This window comes from Azospirillum brasilense, from assembly GCF_003349955.1.
GTDB lineage: Bacteria > Pseudomonadota > Alphaproteobacteria > Azospirillales > Azospirillaceae > Azospirillum > Azospirillum brasilense_B.
Window position 1 is genome coordinate 1 of sequence record NZ_QLKQ01000010.1, and the last position, 18,622, is coordinate 18,622.

The following is an 18,622-nucleotide window of genomic DNA, read 5'->3' on the forward strand; positions in this document are numbered from 1 at the left end:
ACCGACCGCTCCGACATCGACAAGGCGGTCGCCAGCATCGACTACGCGAAGCAGACCCTGCGCTCGGCCTCGCAGACGCTGTCGACCAACCTGAACATCATCACGACCCGCGAGACCTTCACCAAGGAGTTCAGCGACGTGCTCGTCGAAGGCGCCAACAAGCTGACGCTGGCCGACCAGAACGAGGAAGGCGCGAGCCTGCTGATGCTGCAGACCCGTCAGCAGCTCGGCACCATCGCCCTCTCGCTGGCCAACCAGTCGCAGCAGTCGATCCTGCGTCTGTTCTAACCGGCAAGGTCCAGCCGGCGACCACAGGCCGAGGCAAGGCATTGCGCAGCAGGCGTCCCCACCGGGGCGCCTGCTTTCTTTTGGCCGCCCGCCGGCCTCACTGCAATGCGGCCCCGATCAGGGCGCGTGCATCGGCGGCCAGCTTCGCGCGCTCGGACGCGCGGGTGTACATCATGTGGCCGCCCTCATAGACCGTCACGGCCACCCGGTCCGCCTGCCCGTCCGGCAGCTCCAGGCGCGACGCCACCCAGCGCGACGCCATGTAGGGGGTGATGAGGTCGGTGCGCCCATGGGCGACCAGCACCCGCAGCGCCGGCTGCAGGGTCAGGGCGGCCTGGAGGTCGTCCACCGCGCTGGGCTGGCCGGAGCGCGGCCATTCCCAGCCCCGGTTGACCCGGTCGCTGAGCAGGTCGAACGGCACTTCGGTCCGCACGCCCAGCCACTCGTGGGCGTAGGCCGCGAAGGCGGTGGTGTAGGTCGGCACCGTGCCCTTCAGGAAGGGATCGAAAGACAGGCGCGCGGCCGACGGATCGGGGTCCGCGACGGTGAAGGTGCCGTCATAGACGCTGGCGACCCGCCCGCGCCCGCGCAGCAGCTCACGGGCGAAGACGTCGGTGGGGATCTCTCCCCGGAAGCGGGTCACCAGCTCCTCCGGCAAGCCGGTGGTCCGCGCCACCTCGGCGAAGAAGTCCCGCGCCGCGCCGGGCCGGCGGTAGTCCAGCCCGGCCAACCCGGTGAGATAGCCGGTGAAGGCGTAGCGCTCGGCCGCCTCCGCCGCCTGCTCCGGCGTGCCGGCAACCAGACCGTTGGCGGCGGCCGAGGCGGCGTAGGCGGGCAGCCGCAACGCCGGCACCAGAAGCCCGCCGCCGCCGCGGATGGTGGCGAAATCGACCACCGGCGACACCATGATCAGCCCGTTGACCGCGATGCCGGTGTCGTCGATCAACCGGTTGGCCATCTTGGCGATGCGGAATCCGCCATAGCTCTCCCCCACCAGGAATTTCGGCGACTCCCAGCGGCCGTTGCGGGTCAGCCAGAGCCGGACGATCTCGGCCATGGCCCGGCTGTCGGCGTCGACCGACCAGAAGCGCTTGCCGGGGTCCTCGTCCCGCCGCCCACCGCCATCCTTTCCCCCGTCGCGCCCGCCATCGCGTTGGATGCCCCGGCTGTAGCCCGTGCCGACCGGATCGACGAAGACCAGATCGGTGAAGGCCAGCCAGCTGTCCGGGTTATCGAGCAGCGGCGCCGGCGGACGGGTCAGCGACCCATCCTCGTTGAAGCCGACCACCTTCGGCCCCAGCGCGCCCAGATGCAGATAGGCCGAGGAGGCCCCCGGCCCGCCGTTGAACACGAAGGCGACCGGCCGCCGGCCGCGCGGCGTCCCGTCCGGCGTGCCCCCGTCCAGCGTATAGGTGACGGTGAAGACGCGGGCCGCCGCCTCGTCGCGCGGACCGTCGCGCAGGGGCAGGAACTCCGCCACCGCCATGTAGGCGAGCGGCCCGGAGGGCAACGGAAGCTGGTGCCTGGTCTCGCTGCGCTGGCCGTCAAACCCACCGCCGACCCGGTCCGCCGGCTTCGGGACGCCCTGGTTCCGCTCGGTCTGGGCCGGCGCCTCCTGAGGCTCCGCGCCCTGGGGGTTCGCCTCCTGGGCGTTCACCGCGTGAAGCGGCGGCAGCGCCAGCAGGGCAAGCAGCGGCAAAAGGCGGAGGTGGCGGTTCATGGCACGGCGCATGGCGCATCCCGTCGGCTGTGTCGTCACTGGCCCGCATATTGACCCGCAACAGGTCTCCGGCAAGGACACAGCCCTTCGGCGCGCGTCATGGATCACCCCCGATACCGCGACAATTTATCTCAATTCAAACCGTTGATGCACATACGACCGTGTTTATGATGCCCAGTCTTCCACCACCTTAAGCCGAGTCATCGCAATCATGGACATGTCCACCGAGAATTTTCAGGATCTCGTCTGGAGCGAGGATCTTGCGCTGGGCATCGAGGACATCGACGAGCAGCACAAGCAGTGGATCGGGCTGGTCCAGGCCTTCCATACCGCCGTCGCCGAAGGCCGTTCCCGCGAGGAGGTCTATCGCACGCTGGCTGATGCGGTGGTCTATACGGAGATTCATTTTTCCAGCGAGCAGAAGGTGATGGAGGAGGCCGGCTATCCTTTCCTGGCCGACCATCTGGTCCAGCATTCCCTGGCGTGGGAGCAGTTGCACGCCTTCACCACCGGCAACGTGCCGGAGGAGAACATCGCCGAGTATCTGGCGACCTTTCTGCCGCAATGGCTGATGCTGCACATCAACTCCGCGGACCGCCAGTTCGCCCGCTGGCTGAAGGAGCGCGACGCCATCCCGGCGGAACTGGCCGACGCCCAGCTGTCCGGCCGCGTCTTCCCCAACATCCCGGTTTGATTAAACCGGAGCGCGCTCGCCGCATCCCACACAAAATGGCCGGATGAAAAAAGGGGCCGGATGAAAAAAGGGGCCGGATGAAAAAAGGGGAGGTCCGAGGACCTCCCCTTTTCCACGCCATGCCGGGGATGGAACCGGCTGGCCTCAGCTGCAGCCCGTGGTGGAGCCGCAGGTGTCGCACTTCAGGCAGGTGCCGTTGCGGACAAGCGTCATGTTGCCGCACTCCCCGCACTGATCCCCCTCGTAGCCGCGGGCGCGGGCCTCGCGGATGCGGTCGTAGCGCTGGTCGCTGTTGCTGCCGCCGTAGGCCGTGCCGGTGGTGCCGCCGACCGGGGCGGTGCCGCCGGCATGGACCACCGCGGCGCCGACCGCCGGGCTGGAGGCCACCGCCGCGTGGGCGGCGGACGCCGTGGCTTGGACCGCGGCGCCGGTGGCGGCCAGGGCCGCCGCCGCGGACGCCCGCTGGGTCTGCCCGCCGTTCAGGACGCGCAGGTTGTTGCGGACGTAGCCGGTCGACGCGACCTTACGGACGATGTCCGACGGCTGGACCGCGCCGGTCTCCGGCAGGTCGCCCTGCTTGTCGCCGCTGCCCACCGTGAAGGGCACCAGATCCTCCGGCGTGGCGTGCGCCAGATCGGTGCGGCCCAGGTAGGAGATGGCGATCTCGCGGAAGATGTAGTCGATGACCGAGGTCGCCATCTTGATGGTGTCGTTGCCGGTCACCATGCCCGACGGCTCGAAGCGGGTGAAGGTGAAGGCCTCCACGAACTCTTCCAGCGGCACGCCGTACTGCAGGCCGATCGACACCGCGATGGCGAAGTTGTTCATCAGCGAGCGGAAGGCGGCGCCCTCCTTGTGCATGTCGATGAAGATCTCGCCGATGCGGCCGTCCTCATACTCGCCGGTGCGCAGGTAGATCTTGTGGCCGCCGACGGTCGCCTTCTGGGTGTAGCCCTTGCGGCGGTGCGGCAGGCGCTCGCGCTCCGTGCGCTTGCGCTCGATGATGCGCTCCACGACCTTCTCGACGATGCGCTCGGAGACCATCTGGGTGCGGGTGGCGTTCGCCGCCTCGACGATCTCCTCGACCGCGTCCTCCTCGTCGTCCAGCAGGGCGGCGGAGAGCGGCTGGCTCAGCTTGGAGCCGTCGCGGTACAGCGCGTTGGCCTTGATGCCCAGGCGCCAGGACAGCAGATAGGCGTCCTTGCACTCCTCGACCGTCGCCGTGTTCGGCATGTTGATGGTCTTGGAGATGGCGCCGGAGATGAAGGGCTGCGAGGCGGCCATCATGGTGATGTGCGATTCCCAGGACAGGAAGCGCTTGCCGATGCGGCCGCAGGGGTTGGCGCAGTCGAACACCGGCAGATGTTCGTCCTTCAGGAAGGGCGCGCCCTCCAGCGTCATGGCGCCGCAGCAGAAGGTGTTCGCCGCCTCAAGCTCGGCCTTGGTGAAGCCGAGAGCGGTCAGCAGGTCGAAGCCCGGCGCGTCCATCTGCTCGGCGGGGATGCCCAGCGTGTCGACGATGACGTCGGCGCCGACCGTCCAGCGGTTGAAGGCGAACTTGATGTCGAAGGCGGTGGCGAGGTTGCCCTCCAGCTTCTCCAGCACCTCGGCCGGGAAGCCCTTGGCGGTCAGGGTCTCGTGGTTGACGCCCGGCGCGCCCTTCAGCGTGCCGTGGCCGACCGCGTAGCGCTCGATCGCGGCGATCTGGTCGACGGTGTAGCCCAGCGTGCGCAGGGCCTCCGGCACCAGACGGTTCACGATCTTGAAGTAGCCGCCGCCGGCCAGCTTCTTGAACTTCACCAGCGCGAAGTCCGGCTCGATGCCCGTGGTGTCGCAATCCATGACCAGACCGATGGTGCCGGTCGGGGCGACCACCGTGGCCTGGGCGTTGCGGAAGCCGTGCTGCTCACCCAGCTCCAGCGCCATGTCCCAGGCGCGAACGGCGGCCATCGCCAGTTCCGGCTCCGGGCACTCGTCGGCGACGAAGGGCACCGGCTTGACCGACAGGCCCTCGTAACCCTCCATCTCGCCACAGGCGGCGCGGCGGTGGTTGCGGATGACCCGCAGCATGTGGTCGCGGTTCTGCTCATAGGCCGGGAAGGCGCCCAGCTCCTGCGCCATCTCGGCGGAGGTGGCGTAGGCGACGCCGGTCATCACCGCCGAGATGGCGGCGCAGTAGGCGCGGCCTTCCGCCGAGTCGTAGGGCAGGCCGGAGGACATCAGCAGGCCGCCGAGGTTGGCGAAGCCCAGGCCCAGCGTGCGGAACTCGTAGGACAGCTGGGCGATTTCCTTGGACGGGAACTGCGCCATCAGCACGGAAATTTCCAGCACCATGGTCCACAGGCGGCAGGCGTGCTCGAACGCCTCGACGTCGAAGGAGCCGTCCTTCAGACGGAACGACATCAGGTTCAGCGAGGCGAGGTTGCAGGCCGTGTCGTCGAGGAACATGTACTCCGAACACGGGTTCGAGGCGTTGATGCGCCCCGAGGCCGGGCAGGTGTGCCAGTCGTTGATCGTGGTGTCGAACTGCACGCCCGGATCGGCGCAGGCCCAGGCGGCGTAGCCGACCTTGTCCCACAGGTCTCGGGCGCGCAGCGTCCGGTGGACCGTGCCGTCGGTGCGGCGGATCAGCTTCCACTCGTCGTCGTTCAGGACGGCCTGGATGAAGTCGTCGGAGATGCGCACCGAGTTGTTCGAGTTCTGGCCGGCCACCGTCAGGTAGGCGTCCGAGTCCCAATCGGTGTTGTAGGTCTTGAACTCGAGGCTGGTGAAGCCCTGGCCGGCGAACTGGATCACGCGCTGGACGTAGTTCTCCGGCACCTGCGCCTTGCGGGCGGCGACGACGGCCTTCTTCAGCTCCTTGTTGACCTTCGGGTCCTGGCCGTCCTGGGCGGCGGCCATGATCGCGGTCAGGTGCTGCTGGCAGATTTTCGAACCGGTGACGAGGGCGGCGACCTTCTGCTCCTCGGTCACCTTCCAGTCGATGTAGGCCTCGATGTCCGGGTGGTCCATGTCCACCGTGACCATCTTGGCCGCACGGCGGGTGGTGCCGCCCGACTTGATGGCGCCCGCCGCGCGGTCGCCGATCTTCAGGAAGCTCATCAGGCCCGACGACTTGCCGCCGCCGGCCAGCTTCTCACCCTCGCCGCGCAGGCGGGAGAAGTTGGAGCCGGTGCCGGAGCCGTACTTGAACAGGCGCGCCTCGCGGACCCACAGGTCCATGATGCCGCCCTCGTTCACCAGATCGTCGGCGACGGACTGGATGAAGCATGCGTGCGGCTGCGGGTGCTCGTAGGCCGAGGCGGACGAGGTCAGCAGGCCGGTCTTGAAATCGACGTAGAAGTGGCCCTGGCTCGGGCCGTCGATGCCGTAGGCCCAGTGCAGGCCGGTGTTGAACCACTGCGGGCTGTTCGGGGCCGCCATCTGGGCGGCCAGCATGAAGCGCATCTCGTCGAAGAAGGCGCGGGCGTCGGCCTCGGTGTCGAAATAGCCGCCCTTCCAGCCCCAGTAGGTCCAGGTGCCGGCCAGACGGTCGAAGACCTGCTTGGCCGACTTCTCGCCGGAATAGCGCTTCTCCTTCGGCAGGGCGGCCAGAGCCGCCTCGTCGGCGGTCTTGCGCCACAGCCAGGACGGAACGGTGTTCTCCTCGACCGCCTTCAGCGCGACCGGAACGCCGGCCTTGCGGAAATACTTCTGGGCCAGGATGTCGCTGGCGACCTGGCTGTAATTCTCGGGAACCTCGATGTCCGTCTGCTGGAAGACCACGGAGCCGTCAGGGTTGCGGATCTCGCTCGTCGTGCGGCGGAAGCCGAGAGCGGCGTAAGCATCCTGACCCTCTTTGGTGAAACGACGCTGGACCCGCATGTGACTCGTGCTCCCTCTGGCTGGCGAACAAAGGTGTCGCGCTCCGTGCGGCGCAGCTCGCGCTGGCTGACGAACGCAACACCCTGTATGTTGGTGCGCATCCTAGCCTCAAGCTTTGGACCAAGCAAGGCCCGGCCCAAGATATTGTGTGCTTGACGCGGGGCTACCTCCTAGATATGGCGCGCCAAGTCAACGGGCCAAGCCGCCGGGGGTTCCCGGAAAAAATCCACCCACCCCCATATCTAGTCCCCGGCGGAGCGCCCCCGGCGCCCGGTTTCCGTAAGGAATCCGTCACTTTCACGGGGTTGCCGGGCCCCTCCGACCCCAGGAGTCACAGGGGGCGAATCGGCGGTACGCCCTTCTCCGCTCCCCCATCCCGCGACCACGCTTTTGCCCGCTGGACCGGCCCCACGGCTCGGCTCCCGGACGGCGCCCCGAGTCGCCCCCGCGATGTCACAAGGCCCCTCCCGTGACCTTTCCCGCTCCCTCCGGTTGGAAGGGTCGGTTTCGTGCAACGAGGAGAGCTTCCATGCACAAGACGGTGATCGCGACCCTGTCCGCCCTGGCGCTGATGACCGGCGCCGCCGCGGCCCAGACCGGCACCGGCGGCTCCACCCAGGCCCCGGGTTCCCAGGCCCCCAACTCGGTCATCATGGACCAGGGGCAAAGCGCCCGGCCGGCCGGCTCCGCGAACAGCGGCGCCACCAGCGGCGCCACCAGCGGCGCCACCAGCGGCGCCAGCGTCGAGCATCTGATGAGTCGCACGGTGATCGGCGCCGACGGCGAAAAGGTCGGCAAGGTGTCCGACGTGATCCTCGGACCGGACGGCAACGCGCAGCTCCTGGTGATCCAGAGCGGCGGCTTCCTCGGCATCGGCGGCAAGGAGATCGCGGCGGACATCGCGCTGGCCGACGTGCTGCCGGGCAACGGCCCGATCACGCTGCGCGACGTCACCCAGGCGAGCGTGCGCGACATGCCCGAGTTCCAGTACAGCGACAGCATGACGTCGCTGAACCGCGGCCCGAAGCACAGCGGCGAGTCGAACAAGCAGTGACGCGCTGAACATCAATATTTCCCCTCTCCCCTCTGGGGAGAGGGTTAGGGTGAGGGGGTTGCGCGTGGCGGTACGTCCGGCAAATGCACGTCCCCCTCACCGGCCCTTCGGGCCACCCTCTCCCCAGAGGGGAGAGGGCTATTAGGCTCTACGCCTCCACCCCGCGCTCGCGCAGGTAGGCGCCCAGCTTCGTGTCCACGCCCAGGATGTGGCCGGACAGCCATTTGGCGAGGAAGCCGAGAACGAAGGCCCCCTTCTCCCCGCCCGCGTCCAGCGCGCTGTTCACGTCGTGAAGCTGGCGGACGAAGCCGTCGTGCAGCGCCTTGTGGGCGGTGTAGTCGGGATAGCCGTGCTCGCGCATCAGCGTCTCTTCCCGGTCGAAATGCGTGTCGGTGTAGTCGAGCAGGTCCCTCAGCACGTCCTGGATCTCGCTGTCGGCGCGGAACTCGTTCACCGCGGTGACGAACTCGTTGAACAGTTCGAACAGGCGTTTGTGGTCGGCGTCGATCACGGCGTTGCCGACTCCGAAACCGTCCTGCCACGCCATCGTCTGCCAGCGCGGGTCGGCAAGGTTCGGCTTCATCGTCTTCGGTTGGATGTTGTTTAATTGCATGACGTTTCCCCCTTCAGGAAACATCCTTATAAGCCGCCGCCCGCCCGCCGCCGGGAGCGGCAGATAGTCACACTTTCTTTATGGTTATGGGCCGCCCGTCAGTTCATCGGCGCCAAGGGCAGGTTGACCAGCAGGTTCTGCGGCTTGAGGCGCAGCTTGCGGTCGGCGGTCATCGCCAGGGCCAGATAGACAGGCCGCCCGGCGATGTCGGCACGCATCGCCGCCGGATCGGCGAACTCCAGCCGGAACAGCGACAGGATGCGGGCCAGCCGGTCCTCCCCTACTTCGGCCCCGTTGTAGAGGTCGTTGAGGATCGCCGTGGCCTCGCCGTCCAGCCCGACATGCCAGACCCATCGCTCGTCGCTGATCCGCTGCACGGGATGGATCGACACCGCCACCCCCAGGAAATGCCGCACCCAGCCTTCCAGGACGCGGCACAGCGCGTCGAGACCGGCGGCGGCGAAGGTCACGTCCAGCACGGTGTCGTGCCGCGAATCGCGTTCCCAATAGCGGGAATGGTTGGTCTCGTCGAGGATGTCGAGATCGACGGAGCGCGGGGCGGTGCCGGCCTCGACCACCAGCCGGCCCAGGCTGCCGAAGCCGCCGGTCGCGGCCAGCATTTCCACCGTCTCGCTGTCGGCCAGCCGGACCCGCCCGTCGTCCACCGACACGGTCTGGGGCCGGAAGAACAGCTCCCCCGCCCGCGCCCGCAGGCCCGACGGCGTGCCGTCCAGGATGTTGCGCAGCATGACATGGGCCAGTTGGTCGATGAACAGCCCCGGCACGCCCCGCGCGCCCTCGCGGAACAGGCGGAGATAGCAGCCCTCGACCGTGCCGGCGGCGAGCAGCCGGTCGCGGAAGCCCAGCCAGACCGCCCAGTTCTCCCGCGCGTCCGCGTCGGCCAGCGCCTCCACCATGCCCGGCGGGACGGGGCGGGTGGGATCGTCGAGCAGACCGGCGAACAGCGTGTGTTCGGTCTCGCAGGCGTCCTCGGGCGGGCGCATCTCCGGCCGCATCAGATAGGCGCGCAGGAAGTCCGGCGTGACCGCCAGCCAGCCGTCGGCGTCGCGCGTCAGCAGATGGAAACCGGACTCTTTCCAGAAATCGGACATGGAAGGCAGACCCTTGAACAGAAAAGCGGTCGCAAAGCGTCCCTCATGTGGGCGCGCGGGCGCCCATACCAAGGACCTAGCACAGCCCGGCTTACGGAGGCCCGACTTACAGATGATGGGCGGCCAGGAAGGCGTCGATATCCGCCCACACCCGGTCGCGGACGTCGTCGCGCTCCATCAGCAGCTCGTGCTTGGAGTCGGGATGCTCCTTGAGCACGGCGTTGCCCAGCCGGGCGGCGGCCAACCGGTGCGACTCCGAGCGGACGACGGCGTCGGCGGGGGCGCTCAGCAGCAGGATGGGGGTCGTCACCCGCTCCAGCGGCGCCGTGAAGCGGATGTGGTCGGAGGCGCGCAGGGCCGCCCGCACCCAACCGAAGCTGACCCCGCCCACCCGCAGTTCGGGCCGGTCGCGGAAGGCGTCGTGATAGGTGGCGTAGCGGCGGGGGTCGGAGGTGATCGGGTTGACCGGGGTGAACAGCCCCTCCACCGGGTCGTAATCGTGCTGGCCGAAGGCGTATTCGGCGGCCCGCCCGCGGGCGCAGAGGCGTTCGGCCAGCCAGACCGCCATGCGGCGCGGCACCGGGCCGGTGAAGATGTCGAACATCGGCGCCGTCAGCACCGCCGCGTCGCAGAGGGCCGGGTCGGGCGGCGCCGGGTCGCGCAGCAGGGCCATCAGGGCGACCAGCCCGCCCATGCTGTGGGCGACCAGCAGCAGCGGCCCGCGCTGCCGCGGCCTCACCACCCGCTCCACCACCTCCCGCAGGTCGCCGGCCAGGGTGTCGAAGCTGTCCAGGTGATGGATCTGGGGGTTGGGCAGGGGACGGTCGGACAGGCCCTGGTTGCGCCAGTCGAAGGCGAAGACCTCGAAGCCGCGGGCAAGCATCTCACCCGCCGTCTCGGCGTATTTCTCAATGAACTCCGCCCGGCCGGTCAGCAGCAGCGCGGTGCCACGCGGCGGGATGGTCGTGGCCGTCCAATGGGCGGTGCGCAGCCGGGTCCCATCCTCCATCGTCACCCAGCCGAACCGTGGCCCCACACCCAGATCCGCCACGCTCACGGCCATTCCTGCGCGCTCCTTCATTGACGGGACGATTGAAGCATCAACGCACGGCGCGGGTCCAGCGTCCGGCGGCCGTCCGCCGGCCATCCAGTGGAACCCCCGTCCTCTCCCAGGTGTTGTCGAGGTCCATTGGGAGGTACATTCGAATGCACATGGCGCGTACACTGTCCCTGGCGCTTTGCGCCCTGTCCCTGACCCTGTCCCCCATGGCCGCCGCCCAGGCCCAGCCTTCCTCAAAAGCGCAAAGCCCCAAGGACGCGTCGGTGCCGCCGATCGCCGTGGAGCGCACGGACGAGGGCGAGCCGGTCATCGTCCATGAGGGCGAGGCGTCCTTTTACGGCGGCTCGTTCCATGGGAAGAAGACGGCGAGCGGCGAGCGTTTCGACCAGAACAAGCCGACCGCCGCCTCGCGCGAGCTGCCGCTGGGCAGCAAGGTCACCGTGACCAACCAGGACAACGGCAAGAGCGTCGAGGTCATCGTCAACGACCGCGGCCCCTATGTGGACGGCCGGGTCATCGACCTGTCGAAGAAGGCCGCCAAGAAGCTCGACATGATCGAGGACGGCGTGGCCCCGGTGCGCGTCGAGGCCAAGCCGTCCGAACAGCCGACCGAGGCCGTGAAGGAGAAGATCGAGGCCAAGGCCGAGAAGGCCGACCAGACCCAGGTGGCGGAGCAGCCCGGCTCCCAGAAAAAGGGCGGCGCCGCCCTGTCGGGTTCGTCCGCCGCCGACCGGCAGAGCGGTTCGGGGTCCGACCGCTAAGCCCCCTCTCGCGGTGGGCGGACGGACCGGCCGGCGCGCTGCCCCCGGTCGAAGGCGGCCAGCAGCGCGCCCAGCCCGTCCGACGCCGCGTGGCGCGACCATAGGAAGGGACGCAGCATGTTGCGGGTGCCGAAGCCATGCACATGCACCGTACGGCGCCCCAAAGCCTGCAACCCTTCCCGCGCCACGTCCAGCGGATCGGCCGCCCCCGGCAGGGCGTTCAAGGCGAATCCGGCCCGCTTGCCGAAGGCGGTGCGGGTGGCGCCGGGGCACAGCACCAGCACATCCACCGGCTTGCGCTTCAGCTCCGTCGCCAGCGCCTCGCCATAGGCCAGGACGAAGCTCTTGCTGGCGCAATAGGTCCCGAGGAACGGGATCGGCTGGAAGGCCGCGGTGCTCGACAGCAGGATCAGCCCGGCCCGCCGGCCGTCGCGGGCCGCGCGTTCGATCATGCCGGGCAGCAGCGCACGGGTCAGCACCGTCGTCGCCACCACGTTCAGTTCCACCGTTGCCCGCTCCGCCTCCGGGCTGTTGTCGAGCACCGGCCCGAAGGCGCCGGACCCGGCGTTGTTGATGAGCAGGTCGATCTCCAGCGTCTGCGCCTTCTGGATCAGGGCGTTCCGCCCCGCGTCGGTGGTCAGGTCGGAGGCCAGCACCTCCACCCGGCGACCAGCGGACTCCAGCTCCGTCTTGGCGGTGTTGAGGGCCTCGGCGTTGCGGGCGGCCAGCAGAAGGCCGGTGTCGGGGGACAGGGCGTGGGCGAAGCCGGCGCCAATGCCGGAGGTGCCGCCGGTGACCAGCGCGAAGCGGTGGGGCATGGGTCGGATTCCATCGCGGTTCGGGAGATGAAAGGTGACGGTTGGCCGCAGCGGCGCGAAGTCAAGCCATCCGCCCCCGAGTCGCCGCACATTCCGCGGTGCAGCAGGACGAATTGTCAGTACACATATCAACTGACGCCCCTCCGCACTTTTACTGTCACGGAACTGAAATCGCCGAGACCCAGGAAATAGGTGGGAAATAGGCAGAGCGCGTCGACTGCCTCCTCTTTCGAAAGAGGTTAGCGGTTTTTTCACTTTTTCAGGCGAGTCGTGTTGCCATCACGTGGTTGCAGTGCATATATCGCATTGCACCATACGTGTTGTCGCACCGCACGGCCGGTGCTTCCGGCCGGTGCTTGATGAAAAGGAACCGCGGTATGGATGATGTTCGCCAAGTCCTGAAGGACAACGAGGGCCACTGCATCGAGGATTTGACCGTCGGCATGACGGCGTCCTTCGCGAAGACGGTTACCGAGGCGGACATCGTGCTGTTCGCCGGCATCTCCGGCGACACCAACCCGGTCCATCTGAACCAGGAATACGCCAGCGGCACCATGTTCCAGGGCCGCATCGCCCACGGCATGCTGAGCGTCAGCTTCATCTCGGCCGTTCTCGGCACCAAGCTGCCGGGGCCGGGCGCCATCTACATGAGCCAGACCGTGCGCTTCAAGGCGCCGGTGCGCGCCGGCGACACGGTGACCGCCCGCGCCACCGTCACCGAGATCATCCCGGAGAAGCGCCGCGCCGTTGTCCGCACGGTCTGCACCGTCGGCGAAACAGTGGTGATCGAGGGTGAGGCCCTGCTGATGGTCCCCTCGCGCGGCTGATCCCGCAGGCGAGCCCTCAACGATCGAAATGACCTGCCGGTCGCCGGTGCGTAGACCACGCGCCGGCACCGGTCTATATAAGACGCCCATGGCATGGCCCGCCCCGGCGGGCCGCCATCGTTTCCGGGGGCCGTGCGCGGCCCGCAGACCATCAGGGCGTGACGCATGCGATTGTTCCGACACACCGCCGACCTGCCGGAGGACGCCCGTGGGGCCGTCGTCGCCCTGGGCAACTTCGACGGGGTGCACCGCGGCCATCAGGCGGTGATCGCCACCGCCCAGCGGATCGCCCGCGATCTCGGCGCGCCCTCGGCGGTGATGACCTTCGAGCCGCACCCCCGCTCGGTCTTCCGCCCCGACGACGCCCCCTTCCGCCTGTCGCCCTTCCGCGTCAAGGCCCGCCACATCGAGGCGCTGGGCGTCGACCTGCTGTTCGTCTGCCATTTCGACGAGAGCTTCCTGCACAAGACCGCCGACGCCTTCATCCAGGAGGATCTGGTGGCCGGGCTGGGCGCGCGGCACGTCGTCTGCGGCTACGACTTCCTGTTCGGGCACGGCCGCGGCGGCGACCCTGCCCTGCTGCGGCAGGCCGGCGCGGCGCACGGCTTCGGCGTGACCGAGGTCGGGCCGGTGTCGGACGATGCGGAGAGCGTCTACTCCTCCACCCGCGTGCGCGACGCGCTGGTCGCCGGCAACCCGCGCGAGGCGGCCCGGCTGCTCGGTTCCCCCTGGGAGATCGAGGGGCGCGTGGAGCATGGCGACCACAAGGGCCGCACCATCGGCTTCCCCACCGCCAACGTCGAGCTGGCCGACTATCTGCGCCCCGCCTTCGGCGTCTACGCGGTGCGCACCGGCGTGGACCAGGGGGCGGGCACGGTGTGGCGCGACGGCGTCGCCAACCTGGGCCGCCGCCCGACCGTGGGCGGAACGGTGGAGCGGCTGGAAACCCACATCCTCGACTTCGACGGCGACCTCTACGGCCAGCATCTGCGCGTGCAGCTCATCGAGTTCCTGCGGCCGGAGCGCAAGTTCGGCAGCTTCACCGAGCTGAAGGACCAGATCGTCCAGGACGCCGCCGCCGCCCGCGCCGTGCTGGCCAAGGAACCGCGGTCGGAGGGTTGAGCGATGGACCGCGTGATCCTTCTTCTCTTCATTCTGAACCAAGGCGGCCCGACCACCATCGAGTTCCAGACGATGGAGCAGTGCAAGGCCGCCGAGCCCGCCATCGTCCAGGCCTACCGCGAGATGACCGGCAACCCGGTGCTGACCCGCTGCATCGCGTTGGCGTTGCCGGGGAAGTGAGCCCCATGGACCGCCCACGGCGTTCCGGGTAACCTGACAGACGGATTCCACCGGGAGGGTCCCATGCCCGACGGCCGCCTCTACGACACCGACTGGTACGCCTGGACCTTGGAGCAGGCCGCCGCGCTTCGTCGCATGGCGGAGACGCACGTCAACTCCGAGTTGGATCTGGAGAATCTGGCGGAGGAGGTCGAGAGCTTGGGCCGCAGCCAGGAAAGCGCGCTGGTCAGCGCCCTCACCCACGTCATCGAACATCTGTTGAAGCTGGAGCACTCGCCCGCCCCGGCGCCCCGCAACAAATGGATGCTCAGCGTCGTGGAGCAGCGCGGCCGGGCGGTCTACGCGCTGGAGGACAGCGGCACCCTGGCGCGCAAGGCGCCCGATCTTCTCCCGAAGGCGTGGAAGCAAGGACACCGGCTGGCGGTCAAGGCTCTGGAGCTGTTCGACGGCGTGGCGCCCGACGCCCTTCCCACCGATTGCCCCTACAGCCTCGCCCAGATTCTGGACGACGACTTCATCCCACCCAACCGGCACGGGCTGGGCTGACCGGCAAGGTCCGGCCATTGCGATTCGCACGCCGGGGGGCTACACACGGGGCAGTTTGAGCCTCCCTGGGAGCCGTTAGGCCATGACCACCGCCGCCGCCCTGCCCGCCCCGACCAATGGTGACCGGGCCACGATTGCCGCCACCGCCGCGAAGATCCTGCTGGAAATCAAGGCGCTGCATTTCAACGCCGAGACGCCCTTCATCTTCACCTCCGGCTGGGCGAGCCCGGTCTACACCGATTGCCGGCGCATCGTGTCCTTCCCGCGCGCCCGCAAGGCTCTGATGGACTTCGCCGTCCAGACCATCGAGCGCGAGATCGGCTACGAGAGCATCGACGCGGTGGCCGGCGGCGAGACGGCGGGCATCCCCTTCGCCGCCTGGATCGCCGAGCGGCTGGAACTGCCCATGCAATATGTCCGCAAGAAGCCGAAGGGCTTCGGGCGCAACGCCCAGATCGAGGGCGTGCTGACCGAGGGGCAGCGGGTCATCCTGGTCGAGGACCTCGCCACCGACGGCAAGAGCAAGGAGAACTTCGTCACCGCGCTGCGCAACGGCGGCGCCACGGTGACCGACAGCTTCGTGATCTTCCATTACGGCATCTTCCCGCAGTCGAAGACCAACATGGACCGCATCGGCGTCCGCCTGCACGAGCTGTGCACTTGGTGGGACGTGCTGAAGGTCGCCCGCGAGAACCAGTACTTCGACGAGAACACCCTGTCGGAGGTCGAGAAGTTCCTGAACGACCCGGTCACCTGGTCCGCCGCCCACGGCGGCAAGGCCAGCTTCGACTGACGCACCCGGAGGCGCCGCGCCTTGACCGCACCGCCCACACCGCTAATATCCCGCGCGATGCTGCATCCGGCGTGGGTCATGGCGCGTATGGCGCGAATTACCAACCCGGCCTCCTGAGGGGGGCCGGGACCGCCTCGTTTGTGCGTGCGTCGGGGGCCTGACCGCTGCCGCCCGACGGTTCTGCTTCAGGTTCAGGATATCCCCGACATGACCCGCGACTACAAGTCCACCGTCTTCCTGCCCCGCACCGACTTCCCCATGCGCGGCGGCCTGCCCACCAAGGAGCCGGAGCTGCTGAAGCGCTGGGAGGACATGGGCCTCTTCCAGCGGCTGCGCGAGACGGCGAAGGGCCGCGAGAAGTTCGTCCTGCACGACGGCCCGCCCTACGCCAACGGCAACATCCACATCGGCCACGCCGTCAACAAGGTGCTGAAGGACGTCATCGTCCGCTCGCGCCAGATGCAGGGCTTCGACTCCAACTACGTGCCCGGCTGGGACTGCCACGGCCTGCCCATCGAGTGGAAGATCGAGGAGAAGTACCGCGCCGAGGGCAAGGACAAGGACGAGGTCCCGCTCAACCAGTTCCGCGCCGAATGCCGCCAGTTCGCCCAGAAGTGGGTGGACGTGCAGGCCGGCGAGTTCCGCCGCCTGGGTGTGGAAGGCAACTGGGCCGACCCGTACCTGACCATGACGCTGCCCGCCGAGGCGCAGATCGTCCGCGAGATCCACAAGTTCGCCATGAACGGCGGCCTCTACAAGGGCGCCAAGCCGGTCATGTGGTCGGTGGTGGAGAAGACCGCGCTGGCCGAGGCGGAGATCGAGTACCACGACCACACCTCGACCACCGTCTTCGCGCGCTTCGCCATCTGGGGCTCGCCGGCGCCGGAGGTCGACGACGCCAACATCGTCATCTGGACGACCACCCCCTGGACCCTGCCGGGCAACCGCGCCATCGCCTTCGGCGACGAGATCGAATACGCGACCTACAAGGTGCTGGCGGTCGAGGAGGGCAGCCTCGCCGAGGTCGGTGAGCGGCTGGTCGTCGCCACCGCGCTGGCCGAGAGCGTCTTCAAGGAAACCAAGATCACCGACGCGCGGCTGCTGCACCGCTTCCCCGGCTCGCGTCTGGCCGGCGGCTACTGTCACCACCCGCTGACCCGCAGCGGCTACGACTTCAAGGTGCCGCTGCTGGCCGGCGACTTCGTCACCACCGACGCCGGCACCGGCTTCGTCCACATCGCCCCCGGCCACGGCGAGGACGACTTCCATCTCGGTCAGGCCAACGGCATCGAGGTGCCGCAGACGGTCGGCGAGGACGGGCGCTACTACGACCACGTCCCGCTGTTCGCCGGCCTGCGCGTCTACACCGCCGAAGGCAAGCCGGGCGAGGCCAACGGCGCCGTGCTGAAGGCCTTCCAGGAGGTCGGGGCGCTGCTCGCCAAGGGCCGGATCAAGCACAGCTACCCGCATTCCTGGCGGTCCAAGGCTCCGCTGATCTTCCGCACCACGCCGCAGTGGTTCATCTCCATGGAGACGAACGACCTGCGCAAGACGGCGCTGCAGGCGATCTCCGACACGACGTGGTTCCCGGCCCAGGGCGAGAACCGCATCCGCGCGATGATCGAGCAGCGCCCGGACTGGTGCATCAGCCGCCAGCGCGCCTGGGGCGTGCCGATCGCCCTGTTCGTCCGCAAGGACAACGGCGCCATCCTGCGCGACGCCGAGGTGTTCAACCGCATCGCCGACATCTTCGAGAAGGAAGGCTCCGACGCGTGGTTCGCCCGCCCGGCGCAGGACTTCCTCGGCAACGCCTACCGCGCCGACGATTACGAGCAGGTCAGGGACATCGTCGACGTGTGGTTCGAGTCCGGCTCGACCCACGCCTTCGTCCTGGAGCAGCGGCCGGAGCTGAAGTGGCCGGCCTCGCTGTACCTCGAAGGCTCCGACCAGCACCGCGGCTGGTTCCACTCCTCGCTGCTGGAGAGCTGCGGCACGCGCGGCCGGGCGCCCTACGACGCGGTGCTGACGCACGGCTTCACGCTCGACGAGCAGGGCCGCAAGATGTCCAAGTCGCTGGGCAACGTGGTCGCCCCGCAGGAGGTTTGCGACAAGTACGGCGCCGACATCCTGCGCCTCTGGGTGGTCAGCACCGACTACACCGAGGACCAGCGCATCGGGCCTGAGATCATCAAGTACCAGGCCGACCATTACCGCCGCCTGCGCAACACGCTGCGCTACATCCTCGGCGCGCTGGCCGACTACACCCCGGCGGAGCGCATCGCCGTCGCCGAGATGCCGGAGCTGGAGCGCTGGGTCCTGCACCGCCTGTCGGAGTTGGACGCGCTGATCCGCGCGAAGATCGAGGCCTACGACTTCCACGACCTGTCGGTGGCGATCCACAATTTCTGCGCCGTGGAACTGTCGGCCTTCTACTTCGACGTCCGCAAGGACAGCCTCTACTGCGACGCGCCGGGCTCGGTCCGCCGCCGTTCGGTGCGCACGGTGATGGAGCATCTGCTCTCCACCCTGACCGCGTGGCTGGCCCCGATCCTCTGCTTCACCGCGGAGGAGGCGTGGCTGGCCCGTCCCGAGGGGCTGACAGGCGTCGAGGGCTGGAGCGAGGAGAGCGTCCATCTGCGCGTCTTCCCGGCCATCCCGGCGGAGTGGCGCAACGACGATCTCGCCGCCAGGTGGGAGTCCATCCGCACCGTCCGCCGCACCGTCACCGGCGCGCTGGAGCTGGAGCGGGCCAACAAGAGGATCGGCTCGTCCCTGCAGGCGAACCCGACCGTCTTCGTGGACGCGGCGACCAAGGCGCTGCTCGACGGCGTGGACTTCGCCGAGATCTGCATCACCTCGCAGATCACCGTGGTGGAGGGCACGGCCCCCGAGGGCGCATTCGTCCTGCCCGACGTGGCCGGCATCGCGGTGGTGCCCGGCCTCGCCGAAGGGGGCAAGTGCGAGCGCTGCTGGAAGATCCTTCCGGAGGTCGGCACGAACGCCGCACACCCGACGCTGTGCCTCCGTTGCGCCGAAGCCGTGGACGCGGAACCGGCGTTCTAATACGCGTTGCCGGAGCCTGCGCCTTATCCCCTCTCCCCTCTGGGGAGAGGGTTAGGGTGAGGGGGTTCCGCCTCCTCGACGCGTCCGGCAAACGCGCACCCCCCTCA

Annotated in this window: 16 protein-coding genes; 10 read left to right on the forward strand and 6 right to left on the reverse strand. The window is 68.6% G+C overall.

The genetic code is table 11. From position 1 onward, the window contains the following. Nucleotides 1-288, forward strand: a 288-nt coding sequence (locus DXK32_RS06505; protein WP_282184571.1) for a flagellin, incomplete at its 5' end; no start/stop codon positions are given. Between the two features lie 97 nt (nucleotides 289-385). Here DXK32_RS06505 and DXK32_RS06510 read toward each other — a convergent pair. After that, complete coding sequence (locus DXK32_RS06510) at nucleotides 386-2,020, reverse strand: S10 family peptidase (protein WP_114857768.1); 1,635 nt, start codon at nucleotides 2,018-2,020, stop codon at nucleotides 386-388. A gap of 199 nt (nucleotides 2,021-2,219) precedes the next feature. On the opposite strand from DXK32_RS06510, the gene DXK32_RS06515 reads away from it, so the two are divergent. Then, the gene (locus DXK32_RS06515) at nucleotides 2,220-2,702 is read left to right on the forward strand and encodes a bacteriohemerythrin (protein ID WP_114857769.1); all 483 of its coding nucleotides are present in this window, start codon (nucleotides 2,220-2,222) and stop codon (nucleotides 2,700-2,702) included. Between the two features lie 144 nt (nucleotides 2,703-2,846). Here DXK32_RS06515 and DXK32_RS06520 read toward each other — a convergent pair whose 3' ends face one another. Beyond that, complete coding sequence (locus tag DXK32_RS06520; protein WP_114857770.1) at nucleotides 2,847-6,566, reverse strand: vitamin B12-dependent ribonucleotide reductase; 3,720 nt, start codon at nucleotides 6,564-6,566, stop codon at nucleotides 2,847-2,849. A gap of 529 nt (nucleotides 6,567-7,095) precedes the next feature. On the opposite strand from DXK32_RS06520, the gene DXK32_RS06525 reads away from it, so the two are divergent. Next, entirely contained in the window at nucleotides 7,096-7,620 is a 525-nt protein-coding gene (locus DXK32_RS06525; RefSeq protein WP_247877007.1) for a PRC-barrel domain-containing protein, read from the forward strand. Nucleotides 7,621-7,768: 148 nt separating this feature from the next. Here DXK32_RS06525 and DXK32_RS06535 read toward each other — a convergent pair whose 3' ends face one another. The 3 genes from DXK32_RS06535 to DXK32_RS06545 all read right to left on the reverse strand — a co-directional run bounded on the left by DXK32_RS06535 (nucleotide 7,769) and on the right by DXK32_RS06545 (nucleotide 10,408). Further along, entirely contained in the window at nucleotides 7,769-8,233 is a 465-nt protein-coding gene (locus DXK32_RS06535; protein WP_162801100.1) for a bacteriohemerythrin, read from the reverse strand. 98 nt (nucleotides 8,234-8,331) lie between these two features. After that, nucleotides 8,332-9,345, reverse strand: coding sequence for a DUF6352 family protein (locus DXK32_RS06540; RefSeq protein WP_114857773.1), 1,014 nt, complete (start codon nucleotides 9,343-9,345; stop codon nucleotides 8,332-8,334). A gap of 106 nt (nucleotides 9,346-9,451) precedes the next feature. Further along, nucleotides 9,452-10,408, reverse strand: a complete 957-nt coding sequence (locus tag DXK32_RS06545) for an alpha/beta fold hydrolase (RefSeq protein ID WP_114857774.1) — start codon at nucleotides 10,406-10,408, stop codon at nucleotides 9,452-9,454. A gap of 143 nt (nucleotides 10,409-10,551) precedes the next feature. On the opposite strand from DXK32_RS06545, the gene DXK32_RS06550 reads away from it, so the two are divergent. Further along, the gene (locus DXK32_RS06550) at nucleotides 10,552-11,166 is read left to right on the forward strand and encodes a septal ring lytic transglycosylase RlpA family protein (RefSeq protein WP_114857775.1); all 615 of its coding nucleotides are present in this window, start codon (nucleotides 10,552-10,554) and stop codon (nucleotides 11,164-11,166) included. On the opposite strand, the gene DXK32_RS06555 is transcribed toward DXK32_RS06550, so the two are convergent. Next, nucleotides 11,163-11,984: an SDR family NAD(P)-dependent oxidoreductase gene (locus DXK32_RS06555; RefSeq protein ID WP_114857776.1), complete on the reverse strand. Its 822-nt coding sequence runs from the start codon at nucleotides 11,982-11,984 to the stop codon at nucleotides 11,163-11,165. The genes DXK32_RS06550 and DXK32_RS06555 overlap by 4 nt on opposite strands. 377 nt (nucleotides 11,985-12,361) lie before the next feature. Between DXK32_RS06555 and DXK32_RS06560 the strand changes: the two genes are divergently transcribed. The 6 genes from DXK32_RS06560 to ileS all read left to right on the forward strand — a co-directional run bounded on the left by DXK32_RS06560 (nucleotide 12,362) and on the right by ileS (nucleotide 18,515). Next, nucleotides 12,362-12,811, forward strand: a complete 450-nt coding sequence (locus DXK32_RS06560; protein WP_014239679.1) for a MaoC family dehydratase — start codon at nucleotides 12,362-12,364, stop codon at nucleotides 12,809-12,811. A gap of 165 nt (nucleotides 12,812-12,976) precedes the next feature. Continuing rightward, nucleotides 12,977-13,933: a bifunctional riboflavin kinase/FAD synthetase gene (locus DXK32_RS06565; RefSeq protein WP_114857777.1), complete on the forward strand. Its 957-nt coding sequence runs from the start codon at nucleotides 12,977-12,979 to the stop codon at nucleotides 13,931-13,933. 3 nt (nucleotides 13,934-13,936) lie between these two features. After that, on the forward strand, nucleotides 13,937-14,113 hold the full coding sequence (locus tag DXK32_RS32565) for a hypothetical protein (RefSeq protein WP_014239676.1): 177 nt from the start codon (nucleotides 13,937-13,939) through the stop codon (nucleotides 14,111-14,113). A 63-nt stretch (nucleotides 14,114-14,176) separates the two neighbouring features. Next, a complete protein-coding gene (locus DXK32_RS06570; protein ID WP_114857778.1) occupies nucleotides 14,177-14,659 on the forward strand; it encodes a DUF29 domain-containing protein in 483 nt (160 codons plus the stop codon). Between the two features lie 82 nt (nucleotides 14,660-14,741). Further along, nucleotides 14,742-15,452 (forward strand): orotate phosphoribosyltransferase, encoded by a 711-nt coding sequence (locus tag DXK32_RS06575; RefSeq protein WP_114857779.1) that lies wholly within the window; start codon nucleotides 14,742-14,744, stop codon nucleotides 15,450-15,452. A gap of 207 nt (nucleotides 15,453-15,659) precedes the next feature. Then, nucleotides 15,660-18,515, forward strand: coding sequence for an isoleucine--tRNA ligase (gene ileS / locus DXK32_RS06580; RefSeq protein WP_114857780.1), 2,856 nt, complete (start codon nucleotides 15,660-15,662; stop codon nucleotides 18,513-18,515). The last annotated feature ends 107 nt before the right edge of the window (nucleotides 18,516-18,622 follow it).

Coding starts and splice junctions, on each gene's coding strand:
- DXK32_RS06510 (WP_114857768.1), bottom strand. CDS start 2,020: ATGCGCCGTGCCATGAACCGCCACCTCCGCCTTTTGCCGCTGCTTGCC.
- DXK32_RS06535 (WP_162801100.1), bottom strand. CDS start 8,233: ATGCAATTAAACAACATCCAACCGAAGACGATGAAGCCGAACCTTGCC.
- ileS (WP_114857780.1), top strand. CDS start 15,660: ATGACCCGCGACTACAAGTCCACCGTCTTCCTGCCCCGCACCGACTTC.
- DXK32_RS06525 (WP_247877007.1), top strand. CDS start 7,096: ATGCACAAGACGGTGATCGCGACCCTGTCCGCCCTGGCGCTGATGACC.
- DXK32_RS06540 (WP_114857773.1), bottom strand. CDS start 9,345: ATGTCCGATTTCTGGAAAGAGTCCGGTTTCCATCTGCTGACGCGCGAC.
- DXK32_RS06560 (WP_014239679.1), top strand. CDS start 12,362: ATGGATGATGTTCGCCAAGTCCTGAAGGACAACGAGGGCCACTGCATC.
- DXK32_RS06550 (WP_114857775.1), top strand. CDS start 10,552: ATGCACATGGCGCGTACACTGTCCCTGGCGCTTTGCGCCCTGTCCCTG.
- DXK32_RS06565 (WP_114857777.1), top strand. CDS start 12,977: ATGCGATTGTTCCGACACACCGCCGACCTGCCGGAGGACGCCCGTGGG.
- DXK32_RS32565 (WP_014239676.1), top strand. CDS start 13,937: ATGGACCGCGTGATCCTTCTTCTCTTCATTCTGAACCAAGGCGGCCCG.
- DXK32_RS06520 (WP_114857770.1), bottom strand. CDS start 6,566: ATGCGGGTCCAGCGTCGTTTCACCAAAGAGGGTCAGGATGCTTACGCC.
- DXK32_RS06555 (WP_114857776.1), bottom strand. CDS start 11,984: ATGCCCCACCGCTTCGCGCTGGTCACCGGCGGCACCTCCGGCATTGGC.
- DXK32_RS06575 (WP_114857779.1), top strand. CDS start 14,742: ATGACCACCGCCGCCGCCCTGCCCGCCCCGACCAATGGTGACCGGGCC.
- DXK32_RS06545 (WP_114857774.1), bottom strand. CDS start 10,408: ATGGCCGTGAGCGTGGCGGATCTGGGTGTGGGGCCACGGTTCGGCTGG.
- DXK32_RS06515 (WP_114857769.1), top strand. CDS start 2,220: ATGGACATGTCCACCGAGAATTTTCAGGATCTCGTCTGGAGCGAGGAT.
- DXK32_RS06570 (WP_114857778.1), top strand. CDS start 14,177: ATGCCCGACGGCCGCCTCTACGACACCGACTGGTACGCCTGGACCTTG.